Raw genomic sequence first — 19,969 nt, 5'->3', positions numbered from 1 at the left:
AAATTCGCGTAGCGCTGTACCCTACGTACTAAAAATAAAAACCAAACACCGTCTACGTACAACGGTTGATATATACAAAAAATGTTGGCCATTGTTAGTTAGAGCGAGATAAGCGAAATACCCTGGAGAACAACATGAATACAAAAAGATCGATCATTAGTAAGGCGGTAACCCTTGCTATGACATCTGGATTGCTGCTTAACGCAAATGCCTATGCGCAAGATGCAGAGGCTGAACAAACCGAAGCTGCAAAAGACGATAAGTCATTCGAGCAGATTGTCGTAACCTCACAGAAACGTGTGCAAAGTATTAGCGATGTTCCTGTAGCAGTATCAGTATTACGCGGCGATCAGATAGAATCGGCTTTCGCAAACAATGTTGAAAATCTTCAAGCGCTTGTTCCATCGGTAAGCTTTCGCAAAGGTACAACAACTCGTAACTCTGCGCTAACCGTTCGTGGTATTGGCACAATATCCTTTAGTATCGCTGCCGAGCCAAGTGTGGCGACTGTGGTAGATGGCGTTGTATTAGGCCGCTCCGGACAGGCTTTTGCCGATCTATATGACGTTGACCGTATAGAAGTTCTGCGCGGCCCACAAGGTACACTTTTTGGTAAAAACGCGTCAGCCGGCGTGGTAAACATCACTACAAAAGATCCGTCACAGGACTTAACCGGGAGCCTTTCTACTGAATTTTATCAAGACAACGAATATCGTTTAAAAGGCACGGTGAGTGGTGGTTTAACAGACGACCTTTCAGCTAGCCTGACCGTGTTCCAAGGTAAATTCGACGGCTACATCGATAATGTTTATAACAACGAGACGGTAAACGGCTATGATCGCGAAGGTGCGCGTGCGGTAGTCCTCTACGAACCAACCAACGACTTAAAAGTTAAATTTATCAGCGAATTTTACAGTGCTGATGACGACTGCTGTGCCGACCTAGAAGGCGTATCAAGCGGTCGTAATCCAGACTCAGAAGCAGCACCTAGCAGTGCAACTATTGCTGACGGCATTGATTTAGAACAGCGTCAAATTGACCATGATTTTGAGTCTCGTACCATCGACGACCATTCAGCCTTCTCTGTGCAAGTAGATAAAACTGTTGGTGATTATACTTTCACCTCAATTACTGCGCAGCGTTCGTGGGAAAATACTGAATTCCGCGAAGGTGACTTCACCTCAATTGCTGGCGACAGCGACCAGCCTGTATTCGGCGTACCTTTCCAACTACACGATGTGGGTGAACAGGAATGGAGTCAGTTTTCTCAAGAATTCCGTGTTGCTTCAAACCTAGCAGGCCCGTTTAACTTCCTAGCGGGTATGTTCTATTGGAACATGGATTCTGAGCGTAACTTTACACGTGATGCTAGCTGCCAAAACAATAATGGTCAGCTTGATCAGGCACTCTCTTTTTATGCAGAAAACAATTTATCAGGAGACGACCTAACCAACGCGCTATCAGACTTAGACGCTTATGCTGATTCGCTTGGCGTATCATGTAATGCAAACGATATCGTCTCTGCCACTGCATTTATGAGCACCGAATTTAATAACTGGGCGGTCTATGGCGATGGTACTTACGATTTAAGCGATGATATGCGCCTTATCTTCGGCCTTCGCTATACCGATGATGAAGTGTCCTATAAGCATCGCCGTATTAGCAACGATGAATATGGACGTCGTGGTGTTGGTGTACGCCCAGCTACCGAAAATACAGATGCCGAAGGTGTGGTAGATGAAACCAATCTGTCTGGTCGTGTAGGTCTTCAATACGATCTTGACCAAAATCAGATGGTTTATGCTACTTACTCGCAAGGCTACAAAGGCCCAGGTTTTAATGTTTACTATAACTTTAACCCAGACAACGACGGTCGACCGATTGGCGCTGAAGAATCTGACGCTTTCGAGATAGGCTATAAGTACGCAAGCCGCGACCTATTGTTAAACGTTGCCTTGTTTAGCACCGACATTGAAGGTTTCCAAGCGAATAACTTCGACTGTTCAGACGGTGCATGTATTACCCGTCTTACTAATGCCGGGGATGTTACCACGCAAGGTATCGAGCTTGATATGATGTGGAATGCAACCGACAACCTAACTCTTATAGGTGGCGCTGCATATACCAAAGCAGAAATCGATGAGTTTAATTGTCCTGAAGAAGCGACATGTACTGACCGTTCAGGCCTTGATGTACCTTTCTCTCCTGACTTGAAATACTCGCTAACAGCAGAGTACTTCATGGAAACAGAGCACGGTTTCGATGTTTACTATAACGCATCGTATATTTATACCGATGAACAGTACTCTGACTTACCAGGCAACACGGGTGAATTTAATCCACACTCATTGTTACCTGACTACAACATGCTTAACGCAAGCGTAAGTTTCTCATTCAAAGACGATGCATTCCGCGTATCTTTGATTGCTAAAAACTTACTTGATGAAAGCTATGCAACGACGTATAGCGGCGATAACTTCCGTTATCAAATCCCTCGCGACGCTGACCGTTACTACGGTGTAGCCTTCAAGGCACAATTCTAAACCTTCAAAGCGTGTGTGTTTAAAGGGGCGTATATACGCCCCTCTCTTTTGGTTGGGATAGCGCTTAGGCGGTAGTAAGCATAATTAACTACCTGCATTTTTCGCGCGCTAATTTATCTCGTCGTGTTCATGATGATGAGAGTGGGAATGTAAATGATCATTCTCATCACGGCATGGCTCTCCTGGTAGTTCAAACTCTACGGTTGTATGTGCAAGTGCAAATGGCGAAAGTCGTTCATGCACCTGTGCTTTTAACTGGCGTAACTTGTCATTGTCGATAGCACAATTAATGACGACATGAGCGGTGAGTACATGTTGTTCACCATCTAAAGACCAAAAGTGCAAATGGTGAACTTCTTCAACATGCTCCATAGACAGCAACGCTTGGCTAATAGCCTTTCGCGTAGATTCATCAGGCACACCTTGTAAGAATAAAGACATAGTCTGCACAAGGTATCTCACTACGTTTATTAAAATAAAGAGGGTAAAACAAATAGACAATATTGGGTCGAGAATTGGCCAATCTGCAAAATGAAGAACAATGGCAACGACTAACACTGCCACCCAACCCAGCGCATCTTCAATTAAATGCCAGTTAAGCACTTTCTCATTCATTGAATGGCCACCATGAAGCTTATAGGCTGCGAAACCATTTACCAGAATACCCAATATCGCGAGCCCTATCATGCCTTCCGTTACAGGCATCTCTGGGCTGTATAGACGAGGAATTGCCTCGGACATTACCCAAATTGAGCCAAGTACTAAAATGAGACCGTTAATCATGGCTCCCATTAAACTTAGCCTTTTAAAGCCATAGGTATACTTTTCGGTGGAGGCTTTGTGACCTAGTTTACTCAAATACCAGGCTAATCCAATTGAGAGGGAATCGCCTAGGTCATGAACAGCGTCTGCCATTATAGCCACACTGTTAGTGAGCCAACCGCCGATAAACTCAATAATGGTAAAGGTAAAGTTCAGCCAAAATGCCCATCCGATACGAGTGGAGTCTTCCTTAGAAGAAGTAGTGTCGACATGATGATGATTATGCATGGGCTATACTCTTTTTGAGCTATAGAGAAAGCTTATCGTGAAGCACTATTTGTTGCGAGTGAAATACTCAAAACACCTTATTAACAACAGTGCCTTTTTATTTGTAAATGACGAGTGAAACGCCAAATCAAACTTTTTCAAAGAAATATCAAAAATATTATAAATTGTTGATATTAAAAGCATTTTCATGTTTATTGACGATGTATACTCATTCTACTAAATGTTAATTTTTTGAGAACAGTATTGATCTTTACGTGTCAGTGGCTTAATGTAATGTAAGCGCTTTCAAACAGCCATTTTTATTTGACCCATTTTGTAAGCGCTTACACAAGCTTTTTACGTGGCATTTGCCACAACATAAAAACCCAATTTCTTTTGATCAGGGCTGAAAACAATGACGAAAAAAGCATCTCAACTCTCGCGGATAGCAGCCGCGATCTCAGTCACAACCCTATTTGGCTGTGGAGGTGGAGCAACAACCTCTACGGATATCGATGTTGTTGACGCAACGGTTCCCGTTACTGACTGGGAGCTTGTTTGGAGCGACGAGTTCGATGGAACCAGTATTAACGATGATAACTGGACCCATGAAGTAAACTGCGACGGTGGCGGTAACAATGAAGCCCAATGCTACACAGACAGTGAAGACAATTCATTTGTGTCTGATGGTAGTCTAAAAATTGTTGCGCTTCCTGCAGAAGAAGGTGCACCAAAGCCCTACACGTCAGCCCGATTAATTACTCAATACAAAGCCGATTTTAAATATGGCCGTTTTGAAATGCGCGCGAAACTACCGGAAGGGCAAGGTAGTTGGCCAGCGTTTTGGATGATGCCTACTGATTCTGTATATGGCGGCTGGCCTCGCTCTGGTGAAATCGACATTATTGAAGCGGTAAACCTGAAAGCAGCAGACGCAGAAGGTAACCCTGAAAGCCATATTTACGGCACACTTCACTATGGTCAAGAATGGCCGAACAATGATAGCTCTGGTCAAGCATATTCTCTTCCTGATGGCGCTAACCCAGCTGATGACTTCCACACCTACGCAATAGAATGGCAGGAAGGTGAAATTCGTTGGTACATGGACGGATATTTGTACGCTACTCAACGTCGCTCTGAAGTGCGCTATAACGCAAATGGTGATGCCACAGGTCTTTCTCATCGCGGTTGGTACACTGAGTACTTCGACCAAATTAATGGTGAACTAGAGACTCAGTGGAATAACGCCCCATACGATCAAGAATTTTTCATGATCCTCAACTTCGCTGTGGGCGGAAGCTGGCCAGAAGCAGTTAACGAAACGGGCATAGATGCAGATGCATTCGTAGACGGTCAAACGTTCGAAATTGACTACGTGCGCGTTTATGAGTGTGCCTCAGACCCTGAAACTGGTAAAGGTTGTGAGACTGTGCGCCCTGGTTACGACAGTGTAGATGATGCTTTGGTTGAGGGCGCTGCCCCCATCCCTTCTCCACCTTCTACCGGCATTCCACAAGACTTAACTATTTTTGATGGTACACCTAATCCAAACTGGGCAGCGTGGGATTGCTGTGGTGGCTCTACCCCTCAACTTGTTGAAGATACTGAGCTAGGTCAAGTTTACGAATTTACCTTTGGCGCAGAACCTACGGTAGTTGGCTTTATCAGTCGCGATGCGTTTCTTACTGACCCAGAAGGTGAAGCCTCTCCATTTGATGCATCTCCCCTTGAAGGCATTGGTAGCTTAAAATTTGATTTAAAACTTGTTTCTGCACCTAATAACGCTGAAGCAAACTGGAACCTGAAAGTTGAAAGTACTGAAGCAACCACAGACGCCTCTTTTTCACTGATGAGTGGCTATGTTGGACCTTCAGATACTGCCCCTGCTACACCGCAAGTGGGCGTATGGGAAAGCTACCAATTTCCTATCAGTATGTTTGCTGAAGCAGAGTTAGATACCAGCGCCATTGATACCATCATGATTTTCCCTGACTGGGGTGCAGGTGAAGGTGCCGTCTATCAAATTACTAATGTAGAAATTTCGCAAGACGGTGCGGTTGCATACCCTGAACTCACTATCTTCGAAGATGGCCAAAACCCTGATTGGCCTATGTGGGACTGCTGTGGTGGCTCTACCCCAACTGAAGAAATGGATGACGAAGAGCACGGCCTAACGGCAGAGTTCCGCATTGGCGCAGAACCTACTGTAATGGGCTTTATTACTCGCTCTGCCGCTGGTGGTGGTGATACTCCGTTTGATGCAACAGCACTAACAGACGGTGGACAACTACAATTCGACATGAGAGTGGTAAGTGCACCTAACAATGCCGAAGCACAATGGCTATTCAAAATAGAGTCAAGCGATGGCTCAACTGCTGTAGAGCTACCTCTTTCAGACAGTGTTGAGGGGCAAGAGCCTGCAGAAGGTGAATGGCAGACATATACTTTCTCTGTTTCTGACCTTCAGGCTCGCGGCTTAGACGTTAGCGCCATTGACGTAATCATGGTGTTCCCAGCTTGGGGTTCTGGCGAAGGTGCAGTATACCGCTTAGATAACGTAAAAATATACCACCCTGACAGTGGTCAAGAAGCGCCTTCAGCGTCTGGCATTACCTTGTTTGCAGACACTGCGGCAGACCAATGGCGTATTTGGGATTGCTGCGGTGGCTCAACACCTACAGAAGAAGTTGATGATGCAGAGCACGGTACAGTAGCTGAGTTCCGTATTGGAGCAACGCCAACTGTTATGGGCATCATTGCTGATGACGGTCACTCTTACGATGCGTCAGCACTACTAACTGATGGTGCTGTGCGATTTGAAATGAAAGTAAGCTCTATGCCTAACGATGCCTCTGCGCCTTGGTTATTCAAAATTGAATCTATCAACGTGTCATCAGCAGTGGAACTCCCTATTTCAGCGAGCCTTGAAGGTGTAGACCCGGTTGAGGGAGAATGGCAAACCTATACCTTCCCTCTTCAAACGCTGTACGACTTAGGTCTGGATATCAGTGCAATCAACGTCATCATGATGTTCCCTGCATGGGGCTCTGGTGAAGGCGCAGTATACCGCGTCGATAATGTTGAAATTGCAGCGCAATAGCAAAGCATGTGTTGCCTAAGCGGAGCTTGGGCAACATACGAAATTGATAAGAATTAGTAGGGCAATTATGAAAAACACATCTTTTAAAAAGACCCAACTTGCCACATCAATGGCTTTGTTGATGGGCTCTTCTCTTGTGCTACCCGCATATGCTCAAGAAGCGGAAGCAGAAGCTGCAACACCTTCAGAAGGTGAAGTAGAAGTTATTCAAGTTAGTGGTATTCGCGGCAGCATGATCCGTTCAATGGATTTAAAGCGCAGCTCAAGTGGTGTAGTAGACGCCATATCAGCTGAAGAGCTAGGTAAATTTCCTGATACGAACCTAGCTGAAGCATTGCAACGCATTACCGGTGTCACCATTAGCCGAAATAACGGCGAAGGTAGCCAAATTACTGTTCGTGGTTTCGGCCCAGAATTCAATCTGGTAACCCTAAATGGCCGCCAAATGCCTGGTACCGGTTTTACCCGCTCTTTCGACCTTGCCAACCTTTCATCTGAAGGCGTAAGCACGCTAGAGCTTCAAAAAACTGCCCGCGCTGAAAACCCGAGTGGTGGCTTAGGTGCTACGGTAAATATCATTACTATGAAGCCGCTTTCCCAGTCAGGGCAAAACGCGACTATTTCAGTAAAAGGTATTTACGATACGTCTAATGAAGCTGGTGACGATGTAACCCCTGAGATCGCAGGTGTTTACACTAATACTTTCGCTGATGATATGTTCGGCTTCGGCGTATCTTTTTCACACCAAGAGCGTGATTTCCAGCAGCAGTCGGCAAATATTCAAGGTTGGGTACTTCAAGAGAATGATGCACTGCCGGAGCTAGATCCAAGCGACGTTGTTGATAACCGTACTAATATTACAAATGCGGCTTTCTTCCCGAAAGACATGAACTACAGCATTAATGACGTACAGCGCGAACGCTCAAATGGGCAGGTTACTTTCCAGTTTCGTCCTATTGACGAGTTTACCGCGACCATCGACTACACAGCGTCTCGCGCAACCACCGGCACTAACAGTGTAGGTTGGGGTATTTGGAACAACTTTGGTGCTAACATCAATGCTTACGAGCTTGATGAAAATGGTACGGCTGTTTATGCAGACATCAGTGGCGATGATGGCTCGTTTACCGCAAGCCGCAACACTACCCGCGTTGATGCACGCTCACTAGGTGTAAACTTAGACTGGATGGTAAGTGACGATTGGCACTTCCGTTTGGATTATCATGATTCTTACAACAAAACCGACAATGGTTATGACGAAGGGCTGGGTAGCGCTGGACAGATCATTCTTGGTTCAAACCAGTTAGAATCTAAAATTTATGACTACCGTGAAGGTGAAATCCCTCAGGTCTTCGTTAACTGGAATAACGGCACTAATGAAATTTTGCCGGGTGAAATTGACTCTAACTTCAGTCAGTTCATCTATTCACCAGGACGCTCTGACATTGAACAGCTGCAGTTAGACGGTACTTGGTATAACTCAGCGTGGGATATCCCGCTTGTCAAAATCGATTTCGGTGTAGCTCGCACAGAACAGTCTTTGACTGGCTTTACCGCATGGAGCGGACTACGCGGCGGACCTGGCTTTAGCCCATCGTTCACTGAAATTTTCCCAGACAGCATGTTCGTTCGCAACGACACCTCAGGCTTCCTAGACGCTTTTGATGGTGGTGGTGCGAGTATGAACCCAGGCTATTACTACACATTTGACTTTGATGAAGCCATTGCGCGTCAGCTTCAATTCATCACTGCCGACGTTGTGGGCGAAAGCAACGCGTACTCTATCGACCCGTACTTCAGCGGCGCACCTTCAGTAAGCAACGTAGAAGAGACAACCGACTCAATTTACGTACAGACCGAGTGGGACTTTGACGTTAGCGATTACTACGTTCAAATTAACGCTGGTCTTCGCTACGAAGAAACGGAAGTACCTAGCACTGCTGAAGTTCGCGTACCTATTCAAGTAAACTGGGTTGCAGCTGGTGAGTGGATCACTGTTTTCCAAGACGGTGTTGAAGAGCAGGACTTTACCGGTAAGTACGATGTACTGCTTCCTATGTTCGACGTGAAAGTTGATGTTACTGACGACATTGTTGCCCGTTTCTCTTGGGGTAAATCAATTACTCGCGCTCCTATCGGCTTTTTACAAGGCGGACGTTCATTTAGCGGAAGCCCTAAAATCGGTTCAAGAACAGTGTCTGAAGGCAGTACCGATCTTAAGCCTTACGAGTCGACCAACTTAGACTTATCTTTCGAATGGTACTACGACGAAGCAAGCTATGCGTCTGTAGGGCTATTCAGAAAGTCGGTTAAGAACTACATCGATACGCAAGGTGCACTTGAAACTTTCGACGGTCTGAACGACACCTATCTAGGACCAAGATGGCAAGAAGCGGTATCAGCGCTTCAAGCAGACGGAATCCAGGCAACTGACAGCAACATTTACGACTACTTCTTGTCGGCCGGTTATGCGAATGAAGAAGGTGTAGTAGAGCCTAACTCTGATGACCCACTCATTGAGTGGAACGTGGTGAAGCCTCGTAACCTTAACGAATCAAAAACCGTTGAAGGTATCGAGCTTGCTGTTCAGCATACATTTGGTGAAACGGGCTTTGGTTTTGGCGCTAACGCAACGCTTGTTGACGGTGACGTAGAGTACGACCCGTACAACCTAGAACAGCAAAACCCGCTAGTAGGTATCAGTGATTCAGCTAACTTCCAAGTGTTTTACGAGAAGGAAGGTCTATCTGTTAAAGTTACTTACGCATGGCGTTCAGACTATGTTGTTGGCATTGGTCAAGCGCAAGGTTCATCTGATAACCCAGCTACCCAGTTCGACACATTTGGTCAAGTTGATGCCAGCATCAACTACGATGTAAATGAGCATCTAACGGTGTTCCTAGAAGGTGTAAACATCAACGACGAAACCGAGCGTGGTTACGGCCGCTTTGAAGAGCAATTCTTATTCGCTCGCCAGTATGGCCCTCGCTACACGCTTGGCGCTAGATACAGCTTCTAAAATTAATAAGCACTAACGACAAGGGCCTTTTTAAGGCCCTTTTTTAATTCTAACCCGCTAAAATCATCAAACATTTCTGCCATTTTTTGGTAACCTCACTTCATAAGCTCAGGTATGAGTAGTAGAAGAAGAAAACAAGTGAAGTATAAGAAGTATATTAGCGCGCTAGTGCTATTTTTGATGGGAATTAATTCTACTTTTGCGATTAGCGGTGATAAATATTTCCAAGCATATTCCCAAATTATAAGCAGCAAACCTAAAAGTAAAGAAGCGTTGATGTCATTAGTTTCTGACTCTGAAAGCTTATCTACACCGTCACCTGTTGCATCCGTTTATATCGCTTTGCTGCACTCAATCATTGACCATCCAACTGGGTTTGAAAAATACTACCTTGCTCCGTCACATCATCTTAAAGAAGTAAAAAATACCAATCCCTCTTTGTACTACCGGCATAAAATTCTGTCAGCCTATAACTTGGCTATACAAGAAAAGTGGCGTTTAGCTCACGGCGAAATTGACAAAATCATCGCGTTTGCTCGTAACAAAGACAAAGAACTTTATTTTGATGCCCTTGCCACAAAATCCATCTTTCTTGCTCGTATGGGCTTAATAAGAGCATCGCTAAATGACAACGCGAAAATTATAGAAGAACTCCCCTCACTATCTGAAAAACAATTTTTTGGAGATGGTGCAATCGAAACCATGGAGCTTGAGATAGGACTCAGTATGTCTTATCTAGGCGAGGATAAAGGCGCGTTGGAGTTGTGTTCACGAGCAGAAGCATTCTTTCGCAATAGACCCAAGGCAAGTCCCCACAGGTATTACCAAATTGCACTTGATTGCCAACGAAGAAGTTTTGAAAATTCAGGTCGCATAGACGAAGCATTGATTACGCTTGAACGGCTCATCGATTACGCAACATCTATTGAAGATTGGGATACTTATGCCTATGGTCTTGTTTCAAAAATTGAGTATTTTTATACCTTAGAAAAAGTTAACGCGGCGCATACATTAATTAAAAAAACCGAGGACTTTATATCCACATTACCTGACTCGTACGATATTAATACCTATCAAATCTTTCGATTTAAAGCGCTAGTAGAACAACGCGAATTAGAAACAGCTAAAGCACTGATGGATAATATTATCGACAGCCTAAGCGCCGATTACAGCTCATCAGATTTGCACTGGGCGCAGTTTAAATCTATTCAGTCTTCTTTCTTCGAGCAGTCAGGAAACAAAGAAGCGGCAATATCAGCATTGCGCGACAGCAAAGACTTTTATCAGTCTCTTTATTACCAGACAGACGTTCGAGAGGAAGTGTTTAGCGACTACTATGAAAGCGCACTTGCTGAGCGAAAACTGCAACTTTTAGAGAAACAGCATGAATTAGCAGGCGTGGAACTCGCAAACAGCAACAGAACAAATTTAATTCTGAGTGTTGGGGCGCTGGTCTTAGTGGTGCTTTTAGCCCTCGTAACTTATCTATACATTGTTCAAAGAAGGCTGAAAAGAGAACAAGAAACACTTGCAACCGTAGATACACTGACAGGCGTTCGCAACAGAAGAAGTTTACTCGGTGTTATACAGTTAGAGCTCAACGAGGCAAAGGCGTATCAAAATGACTTGTCATTGGTGTTAATCGATTTGGATAACTTCAAGGCAATTAACGACAACTACGGCCATGAATGTGGGGACAATTTACTCAAAGCCTTTTGTGAACATGTTTCTAAGTCTATTAGAAAAACAGATACTTTTGGACGCTATGGTGGAGAGGAGTTCATTCTTTGCCTACCTAAAACGTCAGCTTCCGAAGCTAAAAAAGTTGTAGATTCAATCCTTGATAGCTATAGGAAAGTGCGTATTTCTCCAGATATTGGTGCACAAACCTATTCTGCGGGCATTGCGCAGTATCAAAAAGGTATTGAAACGTCGAAACTCATCAAGCAGTGTGACGATGCACTTTATGTAGCTAAAAGATTCGGTAGAAATAGAGTTTGTATTTTTAGTCATGACGACTGACAAAAGCCTAAGAATTAAAAGCTAAACAAGCCGAACAAACCTCAGTGCCAGGGTTAATTAACCCTAACACTTTGGTAAGCGTCTCGCTTTAACTATGACTACTGTTTTTTCTAGGCCATCGTTACTCGGTAACGGGTGTGCCATCTTCGTTAAACTTCGCAATTGCCGCGTCCGACGCCTTCCATTGTTCACGTTCGGCGTCTGTAGCTTTTGGCGAGAACCAGCCAACATAGGCGTAGAATATCCCTATCAGCGGTGCCGTCCAACAGGCAAAAGCCAGGGGGATATACAGCAAGTTTTGCAAGTTAGCGCCAGAAATACCAAGACCAAGAGCAGATATCACAAAGGCGCCTCCGGCATTCCAAGGTATAAGCGGAGACATTAGCGTTCCTCCCTCTTCAATGCCACGTGACAGATTGAGGGTGGAGTAGCCCATGCCCCGATAAACAGGCGAATACATCCTTCCAGGTAAAGCCACTGATAAGTACGGGTCGCCAGCAACTAAGTTAGTGGAAAAGGCAGTGCCAACTGCCGCAACCTGTGTACCGGCAAAGGTTTTTGCTTTGCTTTTAATTGCGTTAATGATGCTTCGTAAGCAGCCCGTTGTCTCTAACGCCCCACCGAAACCAAGGGCAATAAGCACCAATGAGATAGTCCACATCATAGACTGAACACCACCGCGATTGAGCAGACTATCTATTTCAATGATATTGGTATTAATGGAGTAGCCGTTATTTGCATAGTCGAATACGGCCTGCAGGCTTTGCCCCTGCATAAACATAGCAAATACGCCTCCCACTACGGCACCAGCAAATAATGCAGGAAGTGGCGGAATTTTCTTTAGTGCCAGCCCCATTACAATAAGTGCAGGCAAAAGTGCCCAGCCAGATATGGTGAAATTGTCTTCAAGCGCTGTGGTGATACCCGCAATTTTGGCAAATGAAACGCTTTGGGCATCTATGACAAAGAAGCCTACACCCAGATAGATTAAAAATGCTATTACCATGGCGGGGATTGTTGTTGCCATCATATTTTTTATATGTGAAAACACATCTGTACCGGTTACTGCCGGAGCAAGGTTTGTGGTATCTGACAGCGGCGATACCTTGTCACCAAAGAAAGCCCCAGAAACCACCGCTCCTGCTGTCCAGTACATGGGTATATCGAAGCCCTCGCCAATACCCATTAATGCTAAACCAACGGTACCTACGCTGCCCCAACTTGTACCTAGCGAAACAGAAACGACTGCACAGATAACCATACCGGCAGCCAGAAAGATTTGGGGAGAAAGGGTCTTTAGCCCATAGTAAATAATCGTAGGTACAGTACCGCTAGCTATCCAAATACCTATGATCATTCCTACAACAATAAGAACACTTACCGACGGTAAGGCCACATGGATGACTTTAAAAATACCTGCCCGTACTTCTTCCCATGTCAGACCAAGATAAGTCCCTACAAAACTAGTCAATGCTATACCGATGGCAAGTGGTATATGAGGTTCGAACACGCCGAAGTAAAAGATCTGCATACCCAATATCAAAAGGGTTAAAACAACTGGCGTCAAAGCAAGATAAAGATGGGGTGTAGGCGTTTTTTCCTTTGTCATATTACTACCCTGTAAATAAACATGTGAAGTGAACGACGACTTAGCAAAATACCCTGCTTGAATCAGTTATCATCCAGCCACTGATTTGCAGATTTAATAAACATAGCTACGGGGTAACGTGGGGAAAAGATCGGTGACGCAAATGAGTGGGGGTTGAGCTTTTTACAAACAAAAACGTCGCCAAGGCTTTGCCCCGGCGACGCTTTTTAAGGTCTAGTAATAGAGCTTTAACTTACTCTTGGCAGCTTATACTCGCTGATTCTGCCGTACTTGGCGTAAACTGAATATCTGCTACGCTCAAACTTGCCTTACCTGAGCTGCCTAGCTCAAACGGTACGACAAGACCGGTGAAGTCAATGCCCTCGTCAACATAGCACTGCAGGTCAATGCTCACGTTTGTCCATGTATCAGCAGGCATCGCTTTAAGCTGCTCGCTAATATCAATCTGCGTTGAACAGCTGCCCGCAGCATCCCCTTCGCCCTCACAGTTCATACCTACGGTGACAGGCGCATTAATATCGGAGTGACGGCTAACGTTAAAGCTTAACGCCCCGCTAGTGAGTAACTGTGCACTTAAGTCTTCGCGGAAAAAGCTCTTGCTAGCAAAGCGCATAGCCGCAAATTCAGAGCCATCAAAGGTAACTTTTCGCGCATCTTCTTGCACTACTTTGTCCACAGTACGGTAGGTCAGCGCGCCAACAGTGTGAGTGCTTGCGTTCACAGGTAGCGTTTCATCACCTGAATACAGCCATAGTACCCACGGTGACTGCACGGCACCATTAAGGATTTCCATCGGCTTGTTGCTGTCAGTGCTGACTTTTATTTCAGTATTTAACGCATCGCTTAATACATTTTCATCGCTGAAAGTAAGACCAAAACCATAAGGTAAGAGCGGCTCGTAAGCCTCATCGCCTTTATTAACTATCTGCTGAGGCTCTGATGGCCAAGAGAAAGATAGCTTTCCTTTAAAGTCTTGTTCGCCAAACAGCACATCAGCTACCGCAGCACCTTCAGAGCCAGGTAACCAAGCGGCGACAAAAGCGTCAGATGCATTAAGCTCGGCATTTACCCACATTGGGCGGCCGCTGATAAACACAGATACCACAGGAATACCTTGAGACTTCAGCTTTTCAAGTAGCGCTAAGTCTTTCTTACTGCCATATTGGTAGATAAGCGTTTCTCTATCGCCGTGGCCTTCTGCGTAAGGCTCTTCCCCGAATACCACAATGGCGACATCTGGCTTAGTTTCAAAATCGCCCTCAACAGAAAGCTCTACGTTACCACCTGCACTTTCGACATGCTCTTGTATACCGTCGTAAATAGAACTACCGCCTGGGAAGTCGGCATTAGTATTGTTGGTGCCTTGCCACGTAATGCTCCAGCCACCAGACTGCTTACCAATATTGTCGGCACCATCGCCCGCTACTAATATGTTTTTATTCGCAGAAAGAGGCAGTGTTTTATCTTTGTTTTTCAAAAGCACAAGTGACTCACGTACCGCTTGCGCAGCTACTTCACGATGCTCTGCTTTACCTATAAGTGAACGGTCGCCAGATAACGGGCGATTTGCTGGGCTTGGCTTATTAAAAAGGCCCGCTCGTACTTTCACGCGAAGAATGCGGCGCACTGCATCATCGATGCGGGCCATAGATATAGTGCCATCTTTTACTTGAGCGAGGGTGTTGTCGTACAGAACCTTCCAATCGTTAGGTACCATGAAAATATCCAGACCCGCGTTGATAGCTTGCGCGCAGTCTTCGTTATTACAGCCTTTAACTTGGCCGTGACCGTTCCAATCGCCTACTACGAAGCCGTCAAAGCCCATTTGGTCTTTAAGTACATCATTTAATAGGTACTTATGACCGTGAAGTTTGTCGCCGTTCCAGCTGTTGAACGATGCCATAACAGACTGCGCACCAACGGTTAATCCGCCAACATAACCTTGGGCATGTATATTGAACAGGTCTTGCTCGCTAGCTAGGTTGTTACCTTGATCGTCCCCGCCTACGGTACCGCCATCACCGACAAAGTGTTTTACCGTGCTGATTACACGCTGATCGCTTAAAAAGTCTTTGTCAGCAGCACCTTGTAGACCTTTAACCACAGATGCTGCATATTCTCTTACAATCGCTGGGTCTTCAGAGTAGCTTTCATAGGTTCTGCCCCAACGGTCGTCACGTACAACAGCAACCGTTGGTGCAAATACCCAATCAATGCCTGTCGCCATCACTTCTTTTGCTGTGATATGGGCAATTTCCTCTACTAGTTCAGGGTTATTTGCTGCTCCTAAACCTATGTTATGAGGAAATAAAGTGGCGCCAATAACATTGTTATGACCGTGGACAGCATCGGTTCCCCACATCGTTGGGATTGTCGAACCATCTAGGCTGTCGTCAATGGAAGCTTGATATAGCTTTTCGGCAAGCGCCACCCAGTCTTCAGGTGTTGCATGCTTGTCGTTATTCGGAAATGCGCCACCACCATTGAGGTAAGAGCCAAACCCATACTTACGCATGTCTTCAACAGTGATATTGCGAATTTCTGGCTGTATCATCTGCGCAATTTTCTGTTCAAGCGTCATGGTAGATAAAATATCGTCTACCTTTTTCTCTACCGCAGGGGCTGACTTTACTTCGATATCTAGCTTAGGCCATATCTCACTGGCTTTATTCGTTTTTTCTACGGCACTGTTAACTGAAGAAGCGTCTTCATCGGATGCACAAGCGCTAACTAAGACACTGACCAATACACCTGCAACAACCTTCGCGATTAGACTTTTTCGCATTATTAATCCTCGTTACTTTTCAGTGGTTTGAAATTTAGATACGCGACTTCCTACAAGGCCATAATAAGCAATGTAGAGATAGCACGAAGCGGGTAATAGGAATGAAAGCGTAACCCCAATCGAGTCGGCCAGCATACCTTGAAAAAGTGGAACGATAGCTCCGCCCACAATAGCTAGGCATAAAATACCTGAACCTTGCGGTGTGTCCTTACCTAGTTGCTGTAGTGCAAGACTGAAAATGGTAGGGAACATAATTGAGTTAAATAAACCTACGCCTAATATACTCCACAGCGCAAGGTCACCCGTACTTGAAAGCGATAGCAAAATAAGGCCAATTGCTACACAAGCATTAAAGGCAAGTACATAGCCGCCAGAGATTTTTTGCATAACGACAGCGCCGATAAAGCGCCCTACCATGGCTCCACCCCAGTAATATGCCAGCAGTTTCGCCGCGCCAGCTTCAGTTAGGCCGCCCACCGCAGGGCTAGCTAAGTAGTTAACTAGCATACTACCTATAGCAACTTCAGCACCTACGTACATAAAGATACCAACCGCACCTAATACAAGGTGTTTGTGATGCCATGCGCCGCCTTTAAATACACCTGCATTTGCGCCTGTGTGGTTAAGCTTAGGTAACTTCAAGTACATGAATACAAGAGCTAGGAGCAGTAGCGATGCCGCCAGTATAAGATAAGGAACCTGTACATCTGACGGGCTTGGCGTGCCCCCACCGTGCTCGCCTGTGGCACCGTAGATAAGATAAGAGCCGAAGAATGGCGCCACTGTGGTACCAAACGCGTTGAATGCCTGTGTCATGGTAAGTCGTGACGATGCCGTTTTAGGGTCACCAAGTGCTGTAACAAAGGGGTTAGCAGACACTTGAAGTATGGTTATACCTGACGCCAACACAAAGAGCGCCAACAAGAAAACACCATAAATTTGACTAGACGCAGCGGGGAAAAATAGCAAGCACCCTACACAGGCTATAGCTAAACCAAGCACAATGCCTTTTTGGTAACCAATGCGCGACACAACCATTCCCGCGGGGAGCGATACGATGAAATAAGCGCTAAAGAAACAAAATTGAATTAACATTGCTTGCGTAAAGCTAAGGTTAAAAGCTCCTTTTAGATAGGGAATAAGAATGTCGTTCAAACATGTAATAAATCCCCACATGAAAAACAACGTGGTAAGTGAGATTAGCGCAAAGCGGTAGCTACCGTTTGCCCCTTGCTCCTGAGCGGATGAAATATTCGGCTGAACTGGTGTGTCCACAAGTAACCTCTGTTGCTATTTTTCTAATTAATGATAAATTTACATTTGAAAGCGCTTACATATTTATCCAAACCATTTTGTAAGCGCTTACATTGAGTAGATAATTACATGAAGCGTTATCGAATTCAATGTAAATATGATGTTATTTGCTTAGCGATTAGCAAAGCAAATATGACGAAATTGTTATTGCTAGGACATTTCTACGATGAAAGACATTAACCTTCCATCCAATTCTATGATGCTTTCTAAAGACTTCCTGTTTGGTGTAGCTACATCAAGCTTTCAAATAGAAGGCGACAGAAAAGGAAGGTTGGACTGCATTTGGGACACCTTCTGTGAAAAGAGCGGGACAATTTCAGATGCAACTAACGGTGATGTAGCTTGCGATCACGTAGCGCTTTGGAAGGAAGATGTAGCGCTTATCGATGCCTTGGGTGTCGATGCCTATCGACTATCTATTTCTTGGCCCCGCGTTATGAAACAAGACGGCACCGTTAATGAAGTAGGTATGCAATTTTACGTCAACCTAGTTAACGAAGTCGTAAAACGCGGTATGAAAGTGTTCGTTACGCTTTATCACTGGGATTTACCGCAGCACCTTGAAGACAATGGCGGCTGGCTAAACCGCGACACCGCCTACGCATTTGAAAAATACGCAGAGGCCGTTGCAAAGACATTGGGCGAGAAAGTCTATTCTTACGCCACCTTAAACGAGCCATTTTGCTCTGCTTATTTAGGCTATGAAGCCGGTATTCATGCTCCTGGTAAAACAGGGATGGGCAACGGGCGTAAAGCAGCGCACCACCTGTTGCTTGCACATGGGTTAGCTTTGAAAGTACTTAATAGCCATTGCCCGAACAGTCAAAACGGTATTGTGCTTAACTTTAGTAACTGCCATACAACGACGAATTCTAACGAAGATAAGCACGCAGCTAAACTGGCCGACGACTACCATAACCAGTGGTATTTAAAGCCGATAATAGAAGGTACATACCCTGACGTTATCAACATGCTCGATACTGATAGCAAACCAGAAATACTTGAAGGTGATATGGATATCATTTCTCAACCTATCGATTATTTGGGTATTAATTTCTACACACGCACCCTCTATCAAAATGATGGAAATGGTTGGTTTGAAATTGTTCCACCAGCAACAAACGAGCTAACCGCAATGGGCTGGGAAGTTACCCCTGACGCATTTACCGAACTGCTCGTTGATCTCAATGAGCGCTATGACTTACCGCCCATTTATATTACAGAAAACGGTGCGGCAATGGATGATGTCCTTAATGACGGTGAAGTTATAGATGATACGCGTACCGCTTATTTTCACACTCACTTAAATGCCGTAAATCAAGCAATGGAAAAGGGTGTGGACATTCGCGGGTATTTTGCATGGAGCCTGATGGACAACTTTGAGTGGGCGCTGGGTTATTCCAAGCGTTTTGGCATTGTATATGTTGACTACGAAACCCAAAAACGCACCTTAAAACAAAGTGCTTTAGCCTATTCAAAACTGGTGAAGAGTCGCATAAATGGGTACATTAGCGGTATTAAATAAGGACAATTACTAGAAACCGTATGGCAACAATTTACCAAGTATCAGAAGCAGCTGGGGTATCGCTGGCTACCGTCTCTCGCGTTATGAATGGAAACGCGAAAGTAAGCGAACGCACGCGTAAAAAAGTGGAAGACGCTATGGCATCGCTGGGCTATCAGCCCAACGCCATTGCGCAATCTCTGGCATCTAACCGTACCAATAGTGTAGGTTTACTTGTTTCCGAACTGCATGGCTCATACTTTGGTGACTTGATGAGCACGGTTGAACACGTGCTAAAGAAAAGTGGTAAGCATGTAATCATAACCGCGGGACACGTCGATGAAAAGCGTGAACACGAAGCCATAGAGTTCTTAAAAAGCCGCCGGTGTGACGCGCTTATCTTGCACGCTGAGGCAGTCTCTGACGAATACTTGAAAAAGCTGGTCGACAGCAAAGTCCCGGTTGTAGTGATTAATCGAAAAGTAGACGAGCTTGAGCAAAATTGCTTTGTCGTAGACAACGTTCAAGGTGGCTACTTGGCAACGAAAGCGGCCATTGACGCGGGTCATACGAAAATAGCTTATATTAGCGGACCGCTATTTAAAAAAGATGCGAGCGATCGTCTTACTGGTCACAAAAAAGCTCTTGAAGAAGCAGGACTTACATTTGACAGCAACAGTTTGTTCGAAGGCGACTTCCATGAGTCAACAGGCCAGGAAGGGATGCAGCATCTTCAAGCGACCTTTCCAGACTTCACCGCCCTTGTGTGCGCAAACGATGAAATGGCCTCTGGCGCAATGACGGCGGCACGAGAAGCTGGGTTTGATATCCCAAGTCAGCTTTCTATCATCGGTTTCGATAACGTACTGTTTTCGCGCTACCTTTATCCAAAACTCACTACCATTAATAACCCTATTCACGCTATGGGAGAAATGGCCGCTTATTGGGTACTTGAACATGTTTATGACATTAAAAGTCCTATCCCAATTGAGCACTTATTTGTTCCAGAGGTTGTTGATAGGGACACATTAGGCAAATTATAAG

General features: G+C 45.1%; 10 protein-coding genes. 6 read left to right on the top strand and 4 right to left on the bottom strand.

Going from position 1 to position 19,969, the window contains the following annotated elements:
• The first annotated feature begins 134 nt into the window (after positions 1 to 134).
• Positions 135 to 2,543, top strand: a complete 2,409-nt coding sequence (locus ACYX4M_RS08470) for a TonB-dependent receptor (RefSeq protein WP_476082654.1) — start codon at positions 135 to 137, stop codon at positions 2,541 to 2,543.
• 108 nt (positions 2,544 to 2,651) lie between these two features.
• On the opposite strand, the gene ACYX4M_RS08465 is transcribed toward ACYX4M_RS08470, so the two are convergent.
• Entirely contained in the window at positions 2,652 to 3,593 is a 942-nt protein-coding gene (locus ACYX4M_RS08465; RefSeq protein WP_476082653.1) for a cation diffusion facilitator family transporter, read from the bottom strand.
• Positions 3,594 to 3,987: 394 nt separating this feature from the next.
• On the opposite strand from ACYX4M_RS08465, the gene ACYX4M_RS08460 reads away from it, so the two are divergent.
• The 3 genes from ACYX4M_RS08460 to ACYX4M_RS08450 all read left to right on the top strand — a co-directional run bounded on the left by ACYX4M_RS08460 (position 3,988) and on the right by ACYX4M_RS08450 (position 11,713).
• Positions 3,988 to 6,672, top strand: a complete 2,685-nt coding sequence (locus ACYX4M_RS08460) for a family 16 glycosylhydrolase (protein ID WP_476082652.1) — start codon at positions 3,988 to 3,990, stop codon at positions 6,670 to 6,672.
• Between the two features lie 67 nt (positions 6,673 to 6,739).
• Complete coding sequence (locus tag ACYX4M_RS08455) at positions 6,740 to 9,691, top strand: TonB-dependent receptor (protein WP_476082651.1); 2,952 nt, start codon at positions 6,740 to 6,742, stop codon at positions 9,689 to 9,691.
• Between the two features lie 138 nt (positions 9,692 to 9,829).
• Positions 9,830 to 11,713 carry a GGDEF domain-containing protein gene (locus tag ACYX4M_RS08450; protein ID WP_476082650.1) on the top strand — a complete coding sequence of 628 codons (1,884 nt, stop codon included), beginning with the start codon at positions 9,830 to 9,832 and terminating at the stop codon, positions 11,711 to 11,713.
• Positions 11,714 to 11,834: 121 nt separating this feature from the next.
• Here the strand turns inward: ACYX4M_RS08450 and nhaC are convergent, their stop codons facing one another.
• The 3 genes from nhaC to ACYX4M_RS08435 all read right to left on the bottom strand — a co-directional run bounded on the left by nhaC (position 11,835) and on the right by ACYX4M_RS08435 (position 17,382).
• A complete protein-coding gene (gene nhaC / locus ACYX4M_RS08445; RefSeq protein WP_476082649.1) occupies positions 11,835 to 13,322 on the bottom strand; it encodes a Na+/H+ antiporter NhaC in 1,488 nt (495 codons plus the stop codon).
• Between the two features lie 232 nt (positions 13,323 to 13,554).
• A complete protein-coding gene (locus ACYX4M_RS08440) occupies positions 13,555 to 16,107 on the bottom strand; it encodes a glycoside hydrolase family 3 protein (RefSeq protein WP_476082648.1) in 2,553 nt (850 codons plus the stop codon).
• A gap of 12 nt (positions 16,108 to 16,119) precedes the next feature.
• Positions 16,120 to 17,382: a sugar MFS transporter gene (locus ACYX4M_RS08435; protein WP_476082647.1), complete on the bottom strand. Its 1,263-nt coding sequence runs from the start codon at positions 17,380 to 17,382 to the stop codon at positions 16,120 to 16,122.
• Positions 17,383 to 17,587: 205 nt separating this feature from the next.
• On the opposite strand from ACYX4M_RS08435, the gene ACYX4M_RS08430 reads away from it, so the two are divergent.
• Together ACYX4M_RS08430 and ACYX4M_RS08425 are read left to right on the top strand one after the other, a co-directional pair.
• Entirely contained in the window at positions 17,588 to 18,946 is a 1,359-nt protein-coding gene (locus ACYX4M_RS08430) for a GH1 family beta-glucosidase (RefSeq protein ID WP_476082646.1), read from the top strand.
• A 20-nt stretch (positions 18,947 to 18,966) separates the two neighbouring features.
• Positions 18,967 to 19,968 (top strand): LacI family DNA-binding transcriptional regulator, encoded by a 1,002-nt coding sequence (locus tag ACYX4M_RS08425; protein WP_476082645.1) that lies wholly within the window; start codon positions 18,967 to 18,969, stop codon positions 19,966 to 19,968.
• Position 19,969: the final 1 nt, after the last annotated feature.

This window comes from Alteromonas sp. ABV4_150 (assembly GCF_056311745.1).
This window is presented reverse-complemented; position numbering and strand designations above follow the sequence as displayed.